This is a genomic window from Planomicrobium sp. CPCC 101110, from assembly GCF_007859395.1.
In the GTDB taxonomy this organism is placed as follows: Bacteria; Bacillota; Bacilli; order Bacillales_A; family Planococcaceae; genus Planococcus.
This window is the reverse complement of sequence record NZ_VOHD01000003.1, coordinates 1,501,979-1,518,006: the sequence shown is the minus strand read 5'-3', so window position 1 is coordinate 1,518,006 and position 16,028 is coordinate 1,501,979. Positions and strand designations below refer to the sequence as shown.

General features: G+C 45.5%; 19 protein-coding genes. All 19 read right to left on the bottom strand.

The features are described 5' to 3' along the window. Position 1: 1 nt before the first annotated feature. Positions 2-1,174: a chorismate synthase gene (gene aroC / locus FQV30_RS07400; protein WP_146499450.1), complete on the bottom strand. Its 1,173-nt coding sequence runs from the start codon at positions 1,172-1,174 to the stop codon at positions 2-4. A gap of 183 nt (positions 1,175-1,357) precedes the next feature. Continuing rightward, positions 1,358-1,804, bottom strand: coding sequence for a nucleoside-diphosphate kinase (gene ndk / locus FQV30_RS07395; RefSeq protein WP_146499449.1), 447 nt, complete (start codon positions 1,802-1,804; stop codon positions 1,358-1,360). 85 nt (positions 1,805-1,889) lie between these two features. Continuing rightward, on the bottom strand, positions 1,890-2,864 hold the full coding sequence (gene hepT / locus FQV30_RS07390) for a heptaprenyl diphosphate synthase component II (protein WP_146499448.1): 975 nt from the start codon (positions 2,862-2,864) through the stop codon (positions 1,890-1,892). A gap of 18 nt (positions 2,865-2,882) precedes the next feature. Further along, complete coding sequence (locus FQV30_RS07385; RefSeq protein WP_146499447.1) at positions 2,883-3,587, bottom strand: demethylmenaquinone methyltransferase; 705 nt, start codon at positions 3,585-3,587, stop codon at positions 2,883-2,885. 5 nt (positions 3,588-3,592) lie between these two features. After that, the gene (locus FQV30_RS07380; RefSeq protein WP_146499446.1) at positions 3,593-4,369 is read right to left on the bottom strand and encodes a heptaprenyl diphosphate synthase component 1; all 777 of its coding nucleotides are present in this window, start codon (positions 4,367-4,369) and stop codon (positions 3,593-3,595) included. Positions 4,370-4,446: 77 nt separating this feature from the next. Continuing rightward, positions 4,447-4,668 carry a trp RNA-binding attenuation protein MtrB gene (gene mtrB / locus FQV30_RS07375; RefSeq protein ID WP_146499445.1) on the bottom strand — a complete coding sequence of 74 codons (222 nt, stop codon included), beginning with the start codon at positions 4,666-4,668 and terminating at the stop codon, positions 4,447-4,449. Positions 4,669-4,692: 24 nt separating this feature from the next. Further along, positions 4,693-5,268, bottom strand: a complete 576-nt coding sequence (gene folE, locus FQV30_RS07370) for a GTP cyclohydrolase I FolE (RefSeq protein ID WP_370512373.1) — start codon at positions 5,266-5,268, stop codon at positions 4,693-4,695. 286 nt (positions 5,269-5,554) lie between these two features. Next, entirely contained in the window at positions 5,555-5,827 is a 273-nt protein-coding gene (locus FQV30_RS07365; protein WP_146499444.1) for an HU family DNA-binding protein, read from the bottom strand. A 171-nt stretch (positions 5,828-5,998) separates the two neighbouring features. Next, a complete protein-coding gene (locus FQV30_RS07360; protein WP_146499443.1) occupies positions 5,999-6,709 on the bottom strand; it encodes a hypothetical protein in 711 nt (236 codons plus the stop codon). A gap of 10 nt (positions 6,710-6,719) precedes the next feature. Continuing rightward, on the bottom strand, positions 6,720-6,923 hold the full coding sequence (locus tag FQV30_RS07355; RefSeq protein ID WP_146497690.1) for a DUF2768 domain-containing protein: 204 nt from the start codon (positions 6,921-6,923) through the stop codon (positions 6,720-6,722). A gap of 87 nt (positions 6,924-7,010) precedes the next feature. Continuing rightward, positions 7,011-8,030 (bottom strand): NAD(P)H-dependent glycerol-3-phosphate dehydrogenase, encoded by a 1,020-nt coding sequence (locus FQV30_RS07350; protein WP_146499442.1) that lies wholly within the window; start codon positions 8,028-8,030, stop codon positions 7,011-7,013. Positions 8,031-8,053: 23 nt separating this feature from the next. Next, positions 8,054-9,364: a ribosome biogenesis GTPase Der gene (der, locus tag FQV30_RS07345; protein ID WP_146499441.1), complete on the bottom strand. Its 1,311-nt coding sequence runs from the start codon at positions 9,362-9,364 to the stop codon at positions 8,054-8,056. 93 nt (positions 9,365-9,457) lie between these two features. Next, positions 9,458-10,513, bottom strand: a complete 1,056-nt coding sequence (gene fni, locus FQV30_RS07340; protein ID WP_146499440.1) for a type 2 isopentenyl-diphosphate Delta-isomerase — start codon at positions 10,511-10,513, stop codon at positions 9,458-9,460. Then, positions 10,514-11,659 carry a 30S ribosomal protein S1 gene (rpsA, locus tag FQV30_RS07335; RefSeq protein WP_146499439.1) on the bottom strand — a complete coding sequence of 382 codons (1,146 nt, stop codon included), beginning with the start codon at positions 11,657-11,659 and terminating at the stop codon, positions 10,514-10,516. Between the two features lie 68 nt (positions 11,660-11,727). Further along, on the bottom strand, positions 11,728-12,318 hold the full coding sequence (locus tag FQV30_RS07330; RefSeq protein WP_146499438.1) for a lysophospholipid acyltransferase family protein: 591 nt from the start codon (positions 12,316-12,318) through the stop codon (positions 11,728-11,730). Position 12,319: 1 nt separating this feature from the next. Continuing rightward, entirely contained in the window at positions 12,320-12,994 is a 675-nt protein-coding gene (cmk, locus tag FQV30_RS07325; protein WP_146499437.1) for a (d)CMP kinase, read from the bottom strand. A 254-nt stretch (positions 12,995-13,248) separates the two neighbouring features. Further along, positions 13,249-13,926, bottom strand: coding sequence for a glutamic-type intramembrane protease PrsW (prsW, locus tag FQV30_RS07320; protein ID WP_146499436.1), 678 nt, complete (start codon positions 13,924-13,926; stop codon positions 13,249-13,251). A gap of 80 nt (positions 13,927-14,006) precedes the next feature. Then, the gene (locus tag FQV30_RS07315) at positions 14,007-14,975 is read right to left on the bottom strand and encodes an asparaginase (RefSeq protein WP_146499435.1); all 969 of its coding nucleotides are present in this window, start codon (positions 14,973-14,975) and stop codon (positions 14,007-14,009) included. A gap of 79 nt (positions 14,976-15,054) precedes the next feature. Further along, entirely contained in the window at positions 15,055-16,023 is a 969-nt protein-coding gene (locus tag FQV30_RS07310) for a YpdA family putative bacillithiol disulfide reductase (RefSeq protein ID WP_146499434.1), read from the bottom strand. Positions 16,024-16,028: the final 5 nt, after the last annotated feature.

Below are 16,028 nucleotides of genomic sequence, written 5' to 3'. Positions count from 1 at the left end.
TTCAAAACCCCTTTGAATACTGTAAGTAGTTCTGCAAATTTTCTTTCAGGCGAGGCAGCTGATCCGCATCAAATTGCTCCATCAAGGCATTTGCCACTTCCCAGGCCACAACATGTTCAGCAACGATGGAAGCAGCCGGAACAGCACAGCTGTCTGACCGTTCAATGCTTGCTTGGAATGGCTCTTTCGTTTCGATATCCACACTCTGCAGCGGCTTGTAAAGCGTCGGTATCGGCTTCATGACGCCTCTTACAACAATTGGCATGCCTGTTGTCATGCCGCCTTCAAAACCGCCCAGATTGTTTGTTTTTCGGGTGTAGCCATTACCACTGTCCCATAATATTTCATCATGGACTTCACTTCCCGGCCTTCTTGCCATTTCAAAGCCGATTCCGAATTCCACGCCTTTGAACGCGTTGATGCTCATAATGGCTCCAGCTATTTTCGCATCCAGCTTGCGGTCATAGTGGACATAGCTTCCGATTCCAGGCGGCATGCCTTCTACAATCACTTCGACTGTACCACCGATGGAGTCTCCGTTCTTTTTCGTTTCATCAATCAAATCGGTCATTTTCTTCGTCACGGAAGGATCTGCACAATAAACCGCATCGTTTTCAACAATCTCCCGGATCTCATTTGCCGATTTCCCAAGATAACTCTCCGGATTGACTTTGATGCCGCCAATTTCAGTAACGTGGGAAACAATGTTGATGCCGAGTTCAGCGAGCAGCTGTTTCGCAACTGCTCCGACAGCTACGCGCACTGTCGTTTCCCGGGCAGAAGAACGTTCAAGAACATTCCGCAAATCTCTGTGGCCATATTTGATGCCGCCATTCAAATCAGCATGCCCAGGACGAGGACGGGATATTTGGCGTTTCACTTCATCCGTCTCGTTAATCTCTTCGATTCCCATAATGTTGGTCCAATGTTTCCAGTCATCATTCTTCACGACTAAAGCAACCGGCGAACCGAGAGTTTTGCCATGCCGTACGCCTGATACGATATCGACTGTATCCTTCTCAATCTGCATTCTTCTGCCGCGCCCATGCCCTCCTTGACGCCTCTTCAATTCTTTATTGATCATTTCGGCTGTTAGCGGCATCAATGCCGGCAACCCTTCAATGATTGCTGTCAATTGCGGTCCATGAGACTCTCCTGCTGTTAAATAACGCATGTACACTTTCTCCCTTCAACGTGCTAAAGTATTTATAGACCACTATAACATATCCTATTTGACCAATTCTATATTAAAAAAACAGATAAAACAAAACTATCCAAACAATTATGTTGGATAGTGCAGAGGAAATGTATTTTTTTCAAAATAAAAAAGGCAGCGAGGCTGCCTTTTCAATCTGGATCAGTTTACCCAGCTGTTGATTGTTTTTTCATAAGATACCAATTCTTCTTCTTTGAAGAACAAGCCGATTTCGCGCTCAGCGCTTTCAGCCGAATCAGAACCGTGGATCATGTTTTTGCCGACAGTAACTGCGAAGTCACCGCGGATTGTTCCAGGAGCTGCATCTTTAGGGTTTGTAGCGCCCATCATTTGACGCGCAGTCAAAATAACATTTTCGCCTTCCCATACCATTGCGAATACAGGACCTGAAGTGATGAAGCTTACCAATTCGCCGAAGAAAGGACGCTCTTTGTGCTCGCCGTAATGCTCTTCAGCCAATTCAGTAGGGATCTGCATCAATTTAGCGCCTACCAAGTGATAGCCTTTTTTCTCGAAACGAGCGACAATTTCACCGATTACATTGCGTTGAACGCCATCCGGTTTAACCATTAAAAAAGTTTTTTCCATTATAAACACTCCTCTAATTAGAACTCGGGCAATTTGCCCACCCTAAAAAATACTAACATTGTGACACTATTTGTCAACTGCCCAGTTAAAACTTTCTTTTCCCGATAAAAAACGCGATATTGCGCATTGTTTTGTTAGCTGTACTTTTCGGCAGATAGGCCAATTCTTTCAAGGCTTTGTTCAAATACCTTTCACTTATCGCTTTGGATTCTTTGATGGCCGGACTGTTCCGGACTTGCTTAACGATATGCATCCGCTCGTCATCTGTCAGATCCTTATACAGGCTTTCTTTGAGGAGCCGGTAGATTTCCTTGTCTTTGCGGGCAAACAGAACCGGCAAGGTAATGTTCCCTTGGATAAAATCGCTGCCTGCAGGCTTTCCTAATTCTTCATCAGTCGAAGTGAAATCCAAAATATCGTCGATTATTTGGAAAGACATCCCGATAAAATAACCAAAGCGGCGCAAATGAGCCGCCGTTTTTTCATCAGTTCCCGACACCAGGGCGCCGAGTTCACAGCTGGAAGAAATCAGCAATGCCGTTTTGCGCTTGATGCGGCGCAAATAATCCCGCATGTTCTGATCCAGCTTGTATTTGTCTTCGATCTGAATGATTTCTCCCCTGCACACTTCAATCATCGTTTTCGATAAAATCTCATGGATGTTCGGAGTGTCCACTTCCGTAATATACTCCAGGGCGCGCGCCAGGATAAAATCTCCCGTGTACATCGCCACACTATTGTTCCACTGTGCTTTGACAGTCGGCTGGCCTCTCCTCATCTCCGAGTCGTCTATGACGTCGTCGTGAACTAAAGAAGCCATATGGATCAACTCAAGCGGAACCGCCACTTGCTTCATGATATCAATGTTGTAATTCCCAAACTTTCCGGCAAGCAAAACAAAAACAGGTCGGATTCGTTTCCCTCCGGCCTGCAGCAAATGAAGAGAAGCTTCAGTTAATAGGTGAGAATTGGAATCCACTGCCTGTTCTAGTTCTTTTTCAATCATATCTAACTCCGGTTTAAGGTCGGAATAGAGCAATTTCAACTTCATCTTTTCCACTAAAAAAACCTTCTCCCGCTATTTTACTTTTTTAATACCCAAATGAAGCGCGGCGGCTCCTCCAGTATAAGGTTTGTATTTTACTTGCACAAAACCGACTTGAGTAAACAATTTAGCTAGCTGCTTCATTCCCGGGAAACTTTTCGCCGATTCTTGAAGCCACGAATATTCCTTATAGCTTTTAGCAAACAATTTGCCGAAAACCGGCATGATGAAACGGAAATATAAACGGAAAAAAGGCTTGAACAGCAAACTTTCAGGCTGAGAAGTTTCTAAACAAGCAATCATTCCTCCCGGCTTTAACACACGGTGCATTTCTGATAGCACATGACGGTAATCAGGCACATTCCGGAGGCCGAAACCTATTGTTGCAAAGTCAAAGGAGTTGTCTGGAAAAGGCAAACTCATCGCATTGCCTTGGATCAACTGAACTTGAGGCAAATCCTTCGTTTTTTCAATTCCAACATTAAGCATGTTTTGGCTGAAATCCAGGCCGACAACTTTTCCAGACTCACCTGTGGCTTTCGCCAGTGCTATTGTCCAATCAGCTGTTCCACAACAAACGTCTATGACGGAAGCGCCAGGAGAAACTTGCATTTTCTGCATCGTGTCACGGCGCCATTTGCTATGTTGCTGAAAACTGATGACAGAATTCATCTGGTCATAATTGTCAGATATTTTTTCAAAAACCTCATGGACTCGCTGTTCTTTCGTTTTTTGCATTTTAGTCATCCTTCTCGGGTTAGCTGCTCAGCTCTATGCTGGTGCGGGGTTATTTGATGGAGCACAAAGTGTTTTAGTTCATAGTCAAACGCATAGCCATTAACACACTTTACGATTTGGCTGTGCAAATGGTCCAACTTTTCAAGCAGCCAGTTTTCGGTATGCAACTCATGCCGCAATGACTGTTTCAACAGTCTCAATACATGCGTCTGGCCATCCCGCTGCAGACATTCCAACTCCTCTGCATATCGAAGATAATTCAATGTCAATTTAGCTAGAGGCGTGTATTCATCATAGCCGTAAAAATCGTAAAAAGCGGTCAATAGCTCTGTTTCGATAACTTCGACAGTCTCGTCTATGTCCACAATGGAACGGACCGCCTCTTCATAGAAAGAAGCTTTTCTTTCGCTGACTTGCACAATTGCGGTCGCTATTCTCTGGATGAGCGGAATGTTTTTCAGATTGGTCAGCATATGATAATAAATCCCGCTATAGAAATCGCCTGCTAATACCGTCAATTGCTGTTTTTTTGTTACAGGAGCATCTTCTTTGACTTGATCATGGGCATGTAACGCAGCATAAACGATCGACACTGTTTTCGCAGAAGCTTCAATTTTGCCTGACCATTGTTTGCCATCAAAAAAAGGCAATAGCAAAAAAAACAACCGCGCCTGTTCAACAGAAGGACCTGCTGTGTATTTTTCGAGCGTCCGTTGCTGCACTGCTTTCAGGACGTCGATTTCCATGGAAGTTATTTTAGACTGTATTTGCTGTAGATTCATACTGCTTGCTCCATTCATGATTTCGACATACCACTTCAGTATATCACAGGCTATACATTCCCTTCATGCAATATAGCCTATTTTTTCGATTCGCTTTCTATAATGCCATATGCGGAATGCACTTCCGCTTTTCCGCGGATTTTCATGGCGGAAGTGTGTTCTGTAAATTGGGCGATCATCACTTCGCCTTTGTCCAGCTTCTCAGTATGGTGGAATTTCGTGTCATTGCCCCGCGTCAATCCGATGACATTAACTCCATCTTCTTGCGCGCGGATAATGATATATTCGGTTTGTGCCATTACATATCACCTGCTTTTAATAGTTTAGCCCATCTTTATATAAGAAATGATTTCAGAACGTTTGATAGCGTCTTCTTCAAAGACTCCCCTTGAAACAGCAGTCACTGTTTTAGCTCCAGGTTTTTTGATGCCCCTCATCGTCATGCACAAATGTTCGGCTTCCACCATGACAAAAACGCCATGCGGATTCAATGTATCCACCAGTGAATCGGCAATTGTCGAAGTGATGCGCTCTTGAAGCTGCGGACGCTTTGCAACTGTTTCGACAGCACGCGCCAGTTTGCTCAATCCTGTCACAACCCCATCCCGCGGAATATACGCAACATGAGCTTTTCCGAAAAACGGCACCAAGTGATGTTCGCACATCGAATAGAATGGTATATCTTTTACGAGCACCAATTCTTCATGGCCCTCATGAAAAACGGTTTTAAAGAATTCCTTCGGGTCTTCATGCAATCCGGAGAAAACTTCCGCATACATTTTCGCTACCCGTTTCGGCGTATCCCGTATGCCCTCTCTCTCAACATCTTCTCCTACTGCTTCCAAAATCATAGCCACTGCTTTTTCAATTTTATTCAAATCTACGTTTTGCAACTCCATATCAATCACTCTGTTTCCTCCTGTTGAAAACATATCCTTTATATTTGTGAAATTCTTTGGTATCTTTTACCGCTAAGTTTATGTTTATGCGCATGTAGAGATTGTATCGGCACCTGCGCTTTTCTGTTCCAAGACCCGGCGATCGGCTCTATTCGGACGCACTTGCGCTTTTCTCACATGAATCGTAGCATATGGCGTTAGGATTGGCAAAACCGGACACTCAAAAAAAGAATGGCTTTTGCGTGAACTAGTCTCGCAAAAGCCATTCTATGTACATCACTGAAGATTATTTCACTGCGTCCTTAAGCGCTTTACCTGGCTTAAATGCAGGGATTTTGCTTGCAGCGATTTCGATTTCAGCACCAGTTTGCGGGTTGCGTCCTTTGCGAGCTGCACGCTCACGAACTTCAAAGTTACCAAATCCAATTAATTGGACTTTGTCACCTTGAGTTAAAGCATTTTGAATTGCTTCAAATGCAGCGTCAACTGCTTTAGCCGCGTCTTTACGAGAAAGTTCAGCCGCTTCAGCAACAGAGTTCACTAATTCTGTCTTGTTCATGCTATTCACCTCCTCTCAAAGGGGATGCAATCCATCAATCCTGTAAAAAGAGTATCATAACGAAAAATGCATAGCAACCACTAATACCGCGCTGTAGCGATAAAACGGCCGATTATTTCCAATATAACCCTATAATTCATCTTTTACATCAAAATCTCATTATATCACGGGTTATTTATTGTTAAAAACTGGTTCATTGTCTTTGTTAATAGTATACGGTAAAGAGTAGGCCGGCACGACAGGGCTGTTTTCATACAATAAAAAACGGATATCTTCGCCTTCTTTCAGTTCACCGTCATGTTCTTGGATCGCTGTATACAAGTCCATCGAATAGTCGACATAAATATCGCCTTTCCCAGTAATGACAAGCGGCAGATTCCTGCCGCTATAAGGGCTGACTACCGTCGGCTCTTCTTTCATGCCCATCGCTTCATGATTGAATTTATATACATTTTCTGCAAGTATTTCGGAAATCGGCACCTGGCCGGCATTTGCGCTTTTTCTAATGTTAATCGAGCGAATCGCTTCCGCAATCCGCAAATCGACCAGCTTGACAGTCGGATTTTCTTCGACATCCATCAGCACATATTGGAAAATGCCGCCCGTTTCAAAGGCATTGGGCGGAACTTCAGCCATATGCGCCGGCACAAGTTTGGAAAAATCAATCGGATATTTGATGTACTGATCCACATCCATATCCCGAGTTTTAATCGGCAATAGGTTGCCGTTTGCCCCGCGGAACTGGTTTACAGCATTTTGAACAGAAATAAGTTGCTCTTCATAAGGAGTCTGGTTTTCAGCCCGTTCGCTTTCAGGATACATGCACCCTGACAATACCGCCAGACAAGTTAACATAATAAATATATTAGCTATTTTTTTCATCTTTTCCACCTCACGCGCTGCCGGTTGGGCCGCTAAATACCGTGAACACTGTAATAAAGAATCCAAGAATCAGCAAGATATATGCAATTAATGCTACAAGGAATTTAAGAATGCCGTTGGATATTTTGTATCTGCTTACATAGATCAATCCCATGGAAAGAAGCAAAAAGCCGATACCGGCAAACGATACCCACATTTTATCTAAAGAACTCATAATAGGCCGCCTTTCTTTCGGTTTCAGTCAATAGTATAGCATAAAAAAAGAAGGGGCTCAGACTCCCGTCCCCTCCTTTTGTGACAATTAAAGTAAGTTAATCAAGTCTTCCATTTCGTTTTTCTTGTTGCGGGCCATCAACTTGTTGACCGCTTCTTCCGTTGAGACGCCATCAAACAAAACGGAGAACAATGCATCTGTAATCGGCATAGGAACATCAAATTTATGAGCTAATTGATGGGCCGCTTTTGTTGTGCGGATCCCTTCAACAACCATGCCCATTTCATCCAGCACTTCGTCGATTGTTTTGCCTTTGCCCAGCATATTGCCGGCCCGCCAATTTCTTGAATGGACGCTTGTACATGTCACAATCAAATCTCCGACGCCTGTAAGGCCGGAGAACGTTAACGGGGTTGCCCCCATCTTGACGCCAAGCCGGGCGATTTCCGCCAGCCCACGGGTCATTAAAGCAGCTTTTGCGTTATCCCCGTAGCCGAGGCCAGAAGTTATTCCTACGGCCAATGCGATGATGTTTTTCAAAGCTCCCCCGAGTTCCACCCCGATCACATCGGTATTCGTGTAAACCCGGAAATACTGATTCATGAACATGTCTTGGACCCGTTCTGCGGAACGGGTATTTTCGCAAGCTGCTGTTACTGTTGTCGGCTGATCCTGCACTACTTCTTCCGCATGGCTGGGCCCAGATAAAACCACAACGTCTTCAATCCATTGCTCAGGAATCTCTTCCTTGATCATTTCACTGATCCGTTTAAGGGAATCTGGTTCGATGCCTTTTGAGACATGGACAAACAAGACTTTCTTATCAAGCGTTTCCCGTATGCTCGCGCACACTTCGCGTATAGCTTTTGTTGGAACCGCCAACACCAGCACTTCGGCATGCTCAACAGCTTTCCGCAAGTCAGAAGTTGCAACCAGGTTTTCGGGCAAGCGGACATTTTTTAAATATTTGCTGTTTGTGTGCTGATTGATTTCTTCCGCTTGTTCCGGGCGGTGGGTCCAAATCAATAAATCCTGGTTATTTTGGGCAAGGACGTATCCTAATGCCGTTCCCCAGCTGCCCGCACCAAAAATCGAAACTTTTTCCATTATTCTACACCACCTCTAGACTATTAAGTTCGGGCTCGCGTAATCAGACGGAGCGGAGTCCCTTCAAAATCGAAGCTTTCACGGATGCGGTTCTGCAGAAACCGTTCATAGCTAAAGTGCATCAATTCCGGCTCATTGACAAACACGACAAAAGTCGGCGGCTGTATGGCCACTTGTGTCGCGTAATACAAACGCAATCTGCGGCCTTTATCGGTTGGAGCCGGATTCATCGCAACAGCATCTTCAATAACTTCGTTCAAGATGCTCGACTGGATCCGTCTTGAATGGTTTTCGTTCACCCGATTGATGACTTCAAGCACAGTATGGACCCGTTTCCCGCTTAGCGCAGAAACAAACATAATTGGTGCATAGTCCAAGAACAGGAAATGCTCTCGAATTTTACGCATCATGACATTCATCGTTTTTTCATCTTTTTCAATGGCATCCCATTTGTTGACGATTATAATAACTGCTTTTCCCGCTTCGTGGGCATAGCCGGCTATTTTTTTGTCCTGTTCTTGAATGCCTTCTTCTGCATTCAATACGACCAAGACTACGTCGGAGCGTTCAATCGCCCGAAGCGCGCGCAAAACACTGTATTTTTCTGTAGATTCATAGACTTTCCCTTTTTTGCGCATACCGGCAGTATCAATGATGACATAAGGCTGTCCGTCATATTCATATTGGGTATCGACAGCATCACGGGTCGTGCCAGCAACATCACTTACGATTACCCGCTCTTCACCGAGGAAAGAATTGACAAGCGATGATTTTCCGACATTCGGACGGCCAATCAAAGAGAATTTGATAACATCGTCCGGATATTCTCCGTCATCGTCTTGCGGGAAGTTTTTCGCCACTTCGTCAAGCAAATCTCCAAGACCAAGGCCGTGGGAGCCTGAAATCGGATAAGGTTCGCCCATTCCCAGGGTATAGAAATCGTAAATCAGATGGCGCATATCCGGATTGTCGATTTTGTTGACCGCTAAAATAACCGGCTTTTTCGTACGGTATAAAATTTTCGCCACTTGTTCGTCTTGTGCAGTAACACCATCGCGCCCGTTAACGAGGAAAATGATGACATCCGCCTCGTCCATGGCGATTTCTGCCTGTTGGCGGATTTGTTCAAGAAACGGCTCATCCCGAAGATCGATGCCGCCTGTATCAATAATATTGAATTCATGTGTCAGCCAATCTGCTGAACTATAGATACGGTCACGAGTTACTCCTGGAATATCTTCCACGATGGAAACCCGTTCCCCTACTATACGATTGAAAATCGTCGACTTGCCTACGTTCGGCCGTCCGACGATTGCTACTACCGGTTTTGACATAATTTATTCATCCTTCCACTTCATATATTGCCATTATACACGAAAAAGGCGATGGCATCTTCTAAATGTCCATCGCCTTAAAAGGTGCAATATTCAGTTTTTCACCCGGCTGGCAAAAGAAGCCGGATCCAAGCCGCGGACAGTCAAGTAATGGAACAGTTCCCCTGAAATGATGGCTGGGCAATGAGCCAGTTCGGGCAGGCTTTTGGCACCGAGAGCAGTCATCATCATCGCTAGGTCCTCATGCAGCGCCTGGATTTCTGCTATCAGTTCTTTCTCTCCTTTTTCCATTGCGATTTTCAGGAAAGAACCCGCCAAACCGGCAGCATCCGCACCGAGTATAAAAGCTTTCAGTATATCCAATGCATTCTGGATGCCTCCGGAAGCTAGAACCGTTTTACTGAACACGCTATCTGTTTCTACAATAGCTGCTGCGGTCGGAATGCCCCATTCCTGAAAGTAAGCAAGCTTTCTAACCCGCCGTTCATTTTCTATCGCGGCGAAATTTGTGCCGCCGAATCCGCTGACATCGATGGCTGCAATATTCACTGCTTCCAGCTGGCGAGCCGCCTCACGCGAAATGCCGAAGCCGGTTTCTTTCACGATGATCGGCACGTCCACTTGATCGGCAATCTGCTGAATGCGTTCAAGAGCCCCTTTGAAATCACGGTCGCCTTCTGGCATCGTTAGTTCCTGCACAACATTCAAGTGGATTTGCAAGGCATTCGCTTCAATCATTTCGATAGCATCTTTGGCTTGTTGGACACTTGCTTCACTTCCGAGATTGGCGAACAAGATACCATCCGGGTTTTCTTTCCGGACGATTTCGTAAGTATGCCGCTCGACCGGATTTTTCAGTGCCGACATTTGGGACCCCACCGCCATGGCCATCCCAGTTTCCTTTGCAGCACGCGCCAATAAAGCGTTCAGCCTTTCGGTCTGTATCCCTCCGCCACCGGTCATCGCATTAATAAAAACAGGTGATTTTAAATGCAAATCACCTGTTTCGGGTTGTAGGAGAATATCTTCCACTCCTAAACCAGGAAGCGCTTGATGAACCACACGGATATCATCAAACATCGTCCTTGGAGCTTGTGAAGTGGATAATGCAAATTGAATATGGTCCATCTTCCGTTCTGACCTAGACATTTATTCGGATTTGAACCCTTTTAGTTTATCCCCGATAACATCCCTGATTGAAAATCCGGAAGATTCTTCAGGGGCTTCATATTCAGTGAAATCCTGCTCCACTTCTTTTTCCTGCAGCTCTTTGATGCTGAGGGACAGGCGCTTGTCCGCTTTGTTTACTTCAATCACTTTCACTTGCACCTCTTGCCCTTCTTTCAACACTTCGTTCGGGGTTGCGATGTGCTTGTGCGCAATTTGGGAAATGTGCACCAATCCCTCGACACCAGGCATCACTTCAACAAAGGCACCGTAACTGACAAGGCGTTTGACCGTTCCTGTATGAACAGAACCTTTAGGCGCCTTTTCTTCGATTGCATCCCAAGGTCCAGGCAATGTGTCCTTGATTGATAAAGAAATACGTTCTGAATCACGGTCAACAGACAGGACTTTCACAGTGACTTCCTGCCCTTCTGTCACCACATCAGAGACTTTATCTACATGCTCATGGGACAATTGTGAAATATGCACCAGCCCATCTACGCCGCCGATATCAACAAATGCGCCGAAAGAAGCAATGCGCTGTACTTTGCCTTTCAACTGGTCGCCGGCATGTATGGTTTCCATCACATGGACTTTTTGCGATTCTTTTTCTTTCTCCACCACCGCGCGATGCGAAAGAATCAAGCGGTTGTTTTCTTTTTCCATTTCAACAATTTTAAAAGTCATGACTTTCCCTTTGTAATCTTCGAACGACTCGACGAAATAATCTTCCACCAATGAAGCCGGCACAAAACCGCGGACTCCTAAGTCCACAACCAATCCGCCTTTTACGACATCCTTCACTTCGGCTTCAATAATCTCGCCTGACTGGAACTTTCCTTCGAGTTCATCCCAAGCTTGTTCGGCGTCCACTTTGCGTTTTGACAACACATAGTTTTCATCTTCCACCTTGGTAATCACTAAATCCAGTTCGTCCCCTACTTGGACCGAATCCGAAGCTTTCTCAATATGGAGGCTTGATAACTCGCTGATTGGAATAATGCCATCAAAAGGTGCTCCATTGATCGTTACAGTCACTGCTTTTTCTTCAATTTTATCAACTATTCCCTTTACACGATCCCCAACTTGGAAATCACTGTTTTCCGTCATGTTCATTTCCTCAGACATAAGTAGCCCTCCTTCACAAACTATCCACTTTCTATTTTATGCGAATTCTCTAATAAAAACAAAAATAATCACTTATTTTCCTTGTATTCATCGAGAATTGCCTGGATGCGTTCCATTATGACCTCGGTCACTTCATCCGCGGAAGCTTTGCGTTCGCGGAAAGGCGCCATATTGATCGGATCTCCGTATACCACTTTCACTTTGCGAAATGTTTTATAAGGGCCGATGATGGCGCATGGGACCACATCAGCATCCCCGCGAAGCGCAAAAAAGCCGGCACCGCTCAACCCTTTTTTCAAAACGCCGTCAGTCGATCGGGTCCCTTCAGGAAACAAGCCCATCACTTCCCCGCTTTTCAAAATTTTCAAGGCGCTTCGGAGCGCTTCCCGGTCGCTCATTCCCCGCTTGACCGGAAATGCGTTCACTCTAGGTAAAATCGGGCCGAGCACCGGGGTTTTGAACAATTCCTCTTTAGCCATGAAATGGACCGTTCTCGGAGCCGTCATTCCGACTACCGGCGGGTCGAGTGCGTGTATGTGGTTGGAACAAAGAAGGACGCCCCCTTCTTTAGGGAATTTCTCAAGCCCGATTACCTCAAAACGGTAAAGAGGCGTTAATGCTGCTTTTACAAGCGCTTTGCCAAAGGTGTATAAATTCACGTCAGCTCAACCTTTCTTTTGCCAATCTCAATATTTCATCAGCTGCTTGCCGGATTGTTAGCGGGGTTGTATCGATAAAGATTGCGTCATCCGCTTTTTTTAGCGGTGCAACTTCACGTTCGCTATCCATTTTGTCTCGTTTTGCAATTTCTTCCTGCAATTCCTCTAACGGCGTTTCGATATTGCGTTTTTTGTTTTCCACAAACCTTCTTCTTGCCCGCTCTTCTACAGATGCTGACATGAAGACCTTAAGTGCCGCGTTCGGCAGCACGTGAGTGCCGATATCCCGGCCATCCATTACAACACCGCGGCCGTCAGCCAATTGCTGCTGCAATTCTACCATGCGAAGGCGGACCAATTCATGGGCTGCCATCTCAGAGACGGCTTTTGTAACGTTCTGCGACCGGATGTCCTCAGTCACGTCCTTTTTATCCAAGAACACTAGCTGGCCGTTTTCAGAAGGCTGAAGATCGATTTCCGTCTCCATTAATAGAGCCCCCGCTTCTTCATTGCTTGCCATATTTATGCCCTCATCAAGAGCTTTCAAAGTAATTGCTCGGTACATTGCACCAGTATCGATATAAATATACCCTAATTGTTCTGCCACTATTTTCGCGATTGTACTTTTGCCGGCAGCTGCAGGCCCATCAATTGCTATCTGTATCGGTTTCGTCAAAACAGTCACCTCATCATATGTATTCAATATATTTTAGCATAGAAAAGCGCACGTGCCTATTCAGCTCCGGCCAGCGCTGGAGGGCTTGCCGGCAATGGCGCTCTTTGCCATTTGCCGGCGAGGCCGAAGCGGCTCGAGGAGCTAGGCGCCGGAGCCTGGACAATAGAAAAGTGCAGGTGCTATCCAGTTCCGGCCGGCGCATAAGCAGACAAAAAAACCGGACAAAAAAGCCTTGCTAAGGCAAGGCTTCCGGATTAAGAATGTATGGAGTTTTGATCGTGGTAATGGGATAGCGACAGAAGATGGGCTTGCTTCACCTTCCTTAAACCGAACCACCATAGAAACAGCATGAATGGAATAACCCCATATAGCCAATTCGTATGGGAATACAGCAAGGCATTATAGGAGACATGCAGCCCCATTGAGGTAAACAAAGCTATTGTCAGCCATTTTTTCGGGGTCCCGCTTGTAAACTTCGCGCGCCCGAAATAATAGCCCATGACCACCCCGAAAAGCGCGTGGCTCGATACCGGCAAAAACGCTCGGATGAACGCCGTCTGAAGCCCGAATTCCACCAAGTACAAAATATTTTCAACTGTCGCAAATCCAAGTGATACACTGGCTCCGTATAATATCCCATCGTACGGATCTTCAAATTCGATATGCCGGTAAATCGCAATCAGCAATACAAGCCATTTGAAAAATTCTTCAATGACGCTTGAAAACAATACCGTCTGTGAAAAAGCGTGGCTAAAGACATTTTCAGCTTCGAATACGTATTGAACAAACAAAATGGGAAACGTTAGAATTGCTCCATATATGAAACATTGAAACAACAATTTAGAAGGCTCGTTTGAAAATTGATCCCGCAAATAAAAATAACTGAACAAAGCCAGACTCGGAGCAATGGCAACTGTTAGCAGGATAAGCATATGCATGCTCCTTTGCTTGAAGTAGTCCTATTATAGCACGGTAACAAGTTTCATTTTCAGGGAAAACGATCGAATCACTTTTATTTAGTGAATGTGTCTACGTCCACTTCTTTGCCGGAAGAAAGAACCACCGCCAGCTTTATCCGCGCTTTTTTGCTGTCGTAGTCGCTGCCGAGCAGCACTCCATTGAGCATCAAATCATGCGCGCTTCCCGGATATCCGTAACTGGGATACGTGTTGCCTTCTTCTGCACTGGTTGTCAAGACGACGGAGATGCCTTTTTTGACAGCTTCGGCGATGGCTTCAACCATATGTGGAGAAACTTGTCCGCGCCCTGCCGCTTCAAGGACAATGCCCTTTGTGTCGCTGCCTGCCAACAATTCAATCATTTGCCCGTCTTGTCCGGAATAGCATTTTACGATATCGACGCGCGGCAGATTCCCCATCACATTATGGACATCCCGGTCAATCGGCTTCTGATATACGCTGACTTTATCGTTGTCAATAATCCCCAAGTAACCATGGCCGAACGAATCAAAACCCTGCAAATTGCTCGAATGGACTTTTTTGACGTATTTGGCTGTATAGATTCTCTCATTGAATACCACAACCGTTCCGACGCCTTTCAATGTTTCGTCGACGGATACGTATATGGAATTCCGCAAATTGGAATAGACATCCGTTCCAACGTCGTCCGGAGAACGCTGTGACCCCGTCACGACGACAGTCCGATTGTCCGCGATCGTCAAATCCAAAAAGTAAGCCGTTTCTTCTAGGGTATCGGTTCCGTGCGTAACCACCACGCCGTCAACCGTTTCATCCTCCAGTTCAGCTTTGATCACCTTTTGGAGGTTTAGCATTTCTGGGAATCCGATGTGCATGCTCGGAAGCTGAAATACATCTATCACTTTCACTTCGATCTCTTCGGGCAATTGGCACAAGGCAGCTAAATCTTTTCCGGAAATTGCACCGGATTTCAATAAGCCTTTGGAAATTTCCTTGCTTGCAATCGTCCCGCCAGTTGTTATTAAAGAAACTCTTTTTTTCATGAAATTTCACCTCTCAGATTTCATTCTACACTAGTATACAAGAAATAATGAGAGCCAATTTCAAGAAAAAAAGCGTACATTAGAGTACGCTTTCTTTTTCTGCCAATGCTTTTGCTATTTGCTCGCCGTGGAACCGGCCATTTTCTATAAAAATTTCGTTTGCGTTGTTTCCTGCGGCAATCACTCCTGCTATGAATAACCCTTTGACAGCCGTCTCCATGGTTTCCCCATTATGCTCGGGCCGTCCGGATGCCGGGTCGATCACAATGCCCAATGAAGTCAAAAACGAGTGATCAGGATGATAGCCGATCATGGCGAACACAAAATCGTTCGGGATGCTCTCCTTCACGTCGTTGACTGTCAGTTCTACCGCATCTTCCGTTATGCGATCCACAATGGAATCAAATAGCATTTGAATTTCCCCTTTGCGGACAAGTCCGTCAAATTCAGGCAATATCCATGGTTTAATGCTTTGGGAATAGCTGGCGCCATGATACGAAACCGTCACCCGGCTCCCTGCTTTATGCAGCTCAAGAGCTGCATCGACAGCCGAATTCTTTCCCCCGATCACCAATACGTCCTGATCAAAGAATGGATGCCCCTCTTTAAAATAATGCATGACTTTCGGCAAATCGGCCCCTTCTGACGCCAGCTTGTTGGGCTGGTCATAATAGCCGGTCGCCGCCACCACGTATTTTGCTTGGTACGTATTTTTTGTCGTCGTAATTTCAAAGAGCTCTTTTTTCTCAACCGCCAAAACGGTTTCAAAAGGACGGACTTCGATCCCTGTTCGTTTTACTACTTCCCGGTAGTAGACCAATGCTTGATTGCGCTTTGGTTTTCTTTCTTCCGTAATGAATGGAATCCCGCCAATGGAAAGCCGTTCGCTGGAACTGAAGAAAGTTTGGTGCGTCGGGTATTGGTATATCGCATTGACGATATTGCCTTTTTCTATAACGACCGGACGAAGGCCGACTTTTTTTATTTCGATAGCGGCCGATAAACCGCATGGACCGCCTCCGATAATCAGTACATCTGTTTTTTGCATATACT

Bases quoted from the DNA above. Each gene is read 5' to 3' on its own strand.
- aroC (WP_146499450.1), bottom strand. From the start codon at position 1,174: ATGCGTTATTTAACAGCAGGAGAGTCTCATGGACCGCAATTGACAGCA.
- ndk (WP_146499449.1), bottom strand. From the start codon at position 1,804: ATGGAAAAAACTTTTTTAATGGTTAAACCGGATGGCGTTCAACGCAAT.
- FQV30_RS07385 (WP_146499447.1), bottom strand. From the start codon at position 3,587: ATGCAAAAAACGAAAGAACAGCGAGTCCATGAGGTTTTTGAAAAAATA.
- FQV30_RS07380 (WP_146499446.1), bottom strand. From the start codon at position 4,369: ATGAATCTACAGCAAATACAGTCTAAAATAACTTCCATGGAAATCGAC.
- mtrB (WP_146499445.1), bottom strand. From the start codon at position 4,668: ATGGCACAAACCGAATATATCATTATCCGCGCGCAAGAAGATGGAGTT.
- folE (WP_370512373.1), bottom strand. From the start codon at position 5,268: ATGGAGTTGCAAAACGTAGATTTGAATAAAATTGAAAAAGCAGTGGCT.
- FQV30_RS07365 (WP_146499444.1), bottom strand. From the start codon at position 5,827: ATGAACAAGACAGAATTAGTGAACTCTGTTGCTGAAGCGGCTGAACTT.
- FQV30_RS07360 (WP_146499443.1), bottom strand. From the start codon at position 6,709: ATGAAAAAAATAGCTAATATATTTATTATGTTAACTTGTCTGGCGGTA.
- FQV30_RS07355 (WP_146497690.1), bottom strand. From the start codon at position 6,923: ATGAGTTCTTTAGATAAAATGTGGGTATCGTTTGCCGGTATCGGCTTT.
- FQV30_RS07350 (WP_146499442.1), bottom strand. From the start codon at position 8,030: ATGGAAAAAGTTTCGATTTTTGGTGCGGGCAGCTGGGGAACGGCATTA.
- der (WP_146499441.1), bottom strand. From the start codon at position 9,364: ATGTCAAAACCGGTAGTAGCAATCGTCGGACGGCCGAACGTAGGCAAG.
- fni (WP_146499440.1), bottom strand. From the start codon at position 10,513: ATGTCTAGGTCAGAACGGAAGATGGACCATATTCAATTTGCATTATCC.
- rpsA (WP_146499439.1), bottom strand. From the start codon at position 11,659: ATGTCTGAGGAAATGAACATGACGGAAAACAGTGATTTCCAAGTTGGG.
- prsW (WP_146499436.1), bottom strand. From the start codon at position 13,926: ATGCTTATCCTGCTAACAGTTGCCATTGCTCCGAGTCTGGCTTTGTTC.
- FQV30_RS07315 (WP_146499435.1), bottom strand. From the start codon at position 14,975: ATGAAAAAAAGAGTTTCTTTAATAACAACTGGCGGGACGATTGCAAGC.
- FQV30_RS07310 (WP_146499434.1), bottom strand. From the start codon at position 16,023: ATGCAAAAAACAGATGTACTGATTATCGGAGGCGGTCCATGCGGTTTA.